Below are 3,319 nucleotides of genomic sequence, written 5' to 3' on the forward strand. Positions count from 1 at the left end.
TGGCCGCCTCCGCGGCGCCGGGGCGGCCGATCGCGGCGAGGCGGTGGTCGCTCAGCACCAGGCTCGCGGGCGAGCCGGCCAGCGCCTGCATCGCGCCCGGCGCGGCATCGACGAGGCCCTCGACCGCGCACACGACGAAGGCGCGCTCGTGGTCGCGCATGAGGATCGAAAGTCCGCGGCGCAGGTCGAAGAGGGCACGCTCGGCTTGGCGCATTTGTTTTTCTCCGTTTGGGGGTGTCGGGGCTCGGCCCTGCACCAGGCGCATTGCCGGCCGGCAGACGCGAGTGAGGACGATTTTTCAAGGAAGGATGAATGGCGGACGAACTTGTACCAGATTGGGGCTGGGCCTGCATCCTGCAAGCCCGTGATGCGGATTGGGCCCGCGGCGACGCGATAAGTTTCACGGTCGGGGGCGTGGACGTCCACATCGCGCGGGGCGGAAGCTGGCGCTGCGCGCGGGCCCTGCGCGCGGACACCGCGGAACTGCTCGATCTCTTCCTGCCCTGGGTGGCCACGCCCGGCCGCCTCGCGATCGCCCAGCTGGGGCAGAGCCTGGATGGACGCATCGCCACCGCGAGCGGGGCCTCGCACTATATCAACTGCCTCGAGGCGCGGACCCACCTGCACCGGCTGCGGGCGCTGGTGGATGCGGTGGTGGTGGGGGTCGGTACGGTGAATGCCGACGATCCGCAGCTCACGGTGCGTCACGTCGCCGGGCGCAACCCGGTGCGGGTGGTGCTCGATCCCCGCGCCCGCGCGCGTGCGGACGCGAGGCTGTTCCATGACGGCACCGCGCCGACCGTGCATCTGGTGGGCGTGGACCTGGCGCCGGCCCGTGCCGTACTCCCGGAGCGCCCCGCGCGGATCGGGCTGGCGTGCACGGATGCGGGTTTCGACCCGGCCGCGGTGCTGGAATGGCTGGCAAGGGCGGGCTGCAGGCGGGTCCTGGTCGAGGGCGGCGGCCTGACCGTGTCGCGCTTCGTGCACGCCGGGGCGATCGATCGGCTTCACCTGCTGGTCGCCCCGCTGCTGATCGGGTCGGGGCGGCCCGGGCTGGCGCTGCCGCCGATCGACACCCTGGACGAGGCGCTGCGTCCCGCGTGCAGGCTGTTCCGTTGCGGTGAAGACACCGTGTTCGATCTCGATCTCGGTCGGGATGCAGGGCTGGCGCAGCAAGATTAAAATCTCGAGAAAAGATAAAACAAACGATAAAACACTTCAACATCGACAAGTTGGTGCTATACTGAAACATGTCCTCGTAACCGTTTCCGTGCGACGCTGAGTCGATCGGAGGCGCAGCGGGACGGCCGCAGCCCCATTGCGAGTGGGCGACGGCTGCACGCTTCAGCCGGCTCGCTGATTCACCGGAGTGACGATGTCGATCGAACTGCCGTCCAGTCCGCAGCAAAAACAGGCCTCGGTGCAGATCGGCGCAGCCGCGGGCGCGGCTGCGCGGGATCTGCCCTCGCAGCGGGAGGGTGGATCCCGCCCGGCGAGCATCCACCGCCTCGACCTGTGCCGGCTCGCCGCCGTGCTCGCGCCCGAGGAGGCACTGCCGAGCCCTGGCGAGCAATACGAGGCGCAGGTGCTGGTTCGCGGACGCGCCTTCCTGCGCACCAGCGAGGCTTCGATCGAGCTCGAGCCCGGACAGATCCTCCTCAGTACCGGCGCGGCGCCCGAGCTGCACTATTCCGCCGACAGCGAGCTGTGGAGCGTGCTCGTGCCCGAGTCGATCCTGCGCGAGGCGTGTTCGGAGTGCGGCTGGCTGCAGGCGGGAGAGTGCGTGCGCTTCAATCGCAGCCCTTGCTCGCGCGACGAGCTCGACCACCTGGTCACGCTGCTGGGCCTGGTGTCGAGCGAGAGCACCAGCGCGGCGGTGCGCGCGCCGCTCTTCTTGCATTACGCCCATGCGGTGGCGAACAAGCTGCTGTTCACCCTGCAGCATAACCAGCCGACCTCGCAGACCTGCGGGCAGGCGCGGCTGTTCGAGCGCCTCGAGCGTCACATCGAGGCGCGCATCAAGCAGGACATCAGCGTCGAGCAGCTCGCCCAGTTTGCCGGGCTGAGCCAGCGCTCGCTCTACCAGGTGTTCAAGGACCAGGCGCGCACCTCGCCGCGCAGCTACATCCGCCGCAAGAAGCTCGAGCATGTGTACGCGACCCTGATGGATCCGGCCGTGCGGGTGGCGAGCGTGACCGCGGTGGCGCTCGACTACGGCTTCACCCACCTCGGCCGCTTTGCCGAGCTCTACAAGTCGAGCTTCGGCATCCTGCCCTCGGAGAGCCTCAAGGCGCGTCCGCCCGGGAAGTAGTCGCCGCGGCGTCGGCGGCGGAATGCGCGCCGGACGCGCGGGGGCGCAGCGCGAGCGCGCCCGGCAGCGTCGACAGCAACACGACCACGCCGTAGCTCACCGAGGCCGCCACGCCTTCGGCGGCCTCCAGCCCCGCGGCCTGCCACACCAGCGCGGCCGCAGCCTCGCGCACGCCCCAGCCCGCCACCGACAACGGAATCGCCATCGCCAGCAGCACCCAGGGCACCAGCGGCGCGGCCTGCGCCGGTGGCGTGGCGAGCCCGATCATGCGCATGCAGCACAGCCACACCGCGATGTAGCTGGCCACGATCAGCAGCGAGGCGAGCAGCTGGCGCAGCAGCACCGCGCGCGCCAGCAGCGCCTGCCGGGTGGCGCGGGCCAGGCTGCGCAGGACGCCACGGGCGCGGCGTGCGAGCACCGTCCCCACGATGGCGAGCGCGGCGAGCGCCCCCACCCACGGCAGTCCCCGCACATCGGCGGCTTCGCCCAGGCGCGCGGGCACGGCCTGCAGCGCGGGGGAGGCCAGAGCGCTGGCGATCACCACCAGCAGCAGCGCGAGCTGGCCAGCGCCGCGCTCGATGACCACCGCCTGCCAGGCCGCGGTGCTGGCCGTGCCCGGCAGACGGGCGTGGCGCCAGGCGCGCGCGGCGTCGCCCATCACGCCACCGGGCAGGATCTGGTTGAGAAAGCTCGCGAGGTAGTACTCGCGCAGCGCGTGGCCGAAGCCGAGCGGTGCACCGAGGCGGCTGGCGGTGAGCCGCCAGCGCCAGGCCGACAAGGCCGTCTGCAGCACGCCGATCCCGAGCGCGAGCACCAGCCATGCGGGCGCGGGCGCGCCGAAGGCGGCGGCGAGGGTGCGCGGGTCGATCCACCACGCCACCGCGGCGAGCAGGACCAGGCTGGCGAGCGCGCGCAGCATGGGCAGCAGGCGTCGCGTGCGCCGGGGTTCGGTGCTCATTGCCCGCGAGAGGCGGGGCGGGCGGGGCGCAGCGCGGGGGTCGGCGGGCG

General features: G+C 71.9%; 3 protein-coding genes and 1 pseudogene. 2 read left to right on the plus strand and 2 right to left on the minus strand.

Annotation, left to right across the window (positions count from 1 at the left end):
* Positions 1 to 214: pseudogene (locus tag C667_RS21375) on the minus strand (GTP cyclohydrolase); the annotation flags it as partial.
* A gap of 98 nt (positions 215 to 312) precedes the next feature.
* Between C667_RS21375 and C667_RS21380 the strand changes: the two are divergent.
* Both C667_RS21380 and C667_RS21385 read left to right on the plus strand, forming a co-directional pair.
* On the plus strand, positions 313 to 1,182 hold the full coding sequence (locus C667_RS21380; RefSeq protein WP_083881376.1) for a RibD family protein: 870 nt from the start codon (positions 313 to 315) through the stop codon (positions 1,180 to 1,182).
* A 193-nt stretch (positions 1,183 to 1,375) separates the two neighbouring features.
* A complete protein-coding gene (locus C667_RS21385) occupies positions 1,376 to 2,311 on the plus strand; it encodes an AraC family transcriptional regulator (RefSeq protein ID WP_004383582.1) in 936 nt (311 codons plus the stop codon).
* On the opposite strand, the gene C667_RS21390 is transcribed toward C667_RS21385, so the two are convergent.
* Positions 2,286 to 3,319: lysylphosphatidylglycerol synthase transmembrane domain-containing protein (locus C667_RS21390; RefSeq protein ID WP_306415796.1), on the minus strand; the 1,034-nt coding region annotated here is incomplete at its 5' end. The two genes, C667_RS21385 and C667_RS21390, sit on opposite strands and share 26 nt — an antisense overlap.

This window comes from Thauera phenylacetica B4P (genome assembly GCF_000310225.1).
Classification (GTDB): Bacteria; Pseudomonadota; Gammaproteobacteria; order Burkholderiales; family Rhodocyclaceae; genus Thauera; species Thauera phenylacetica.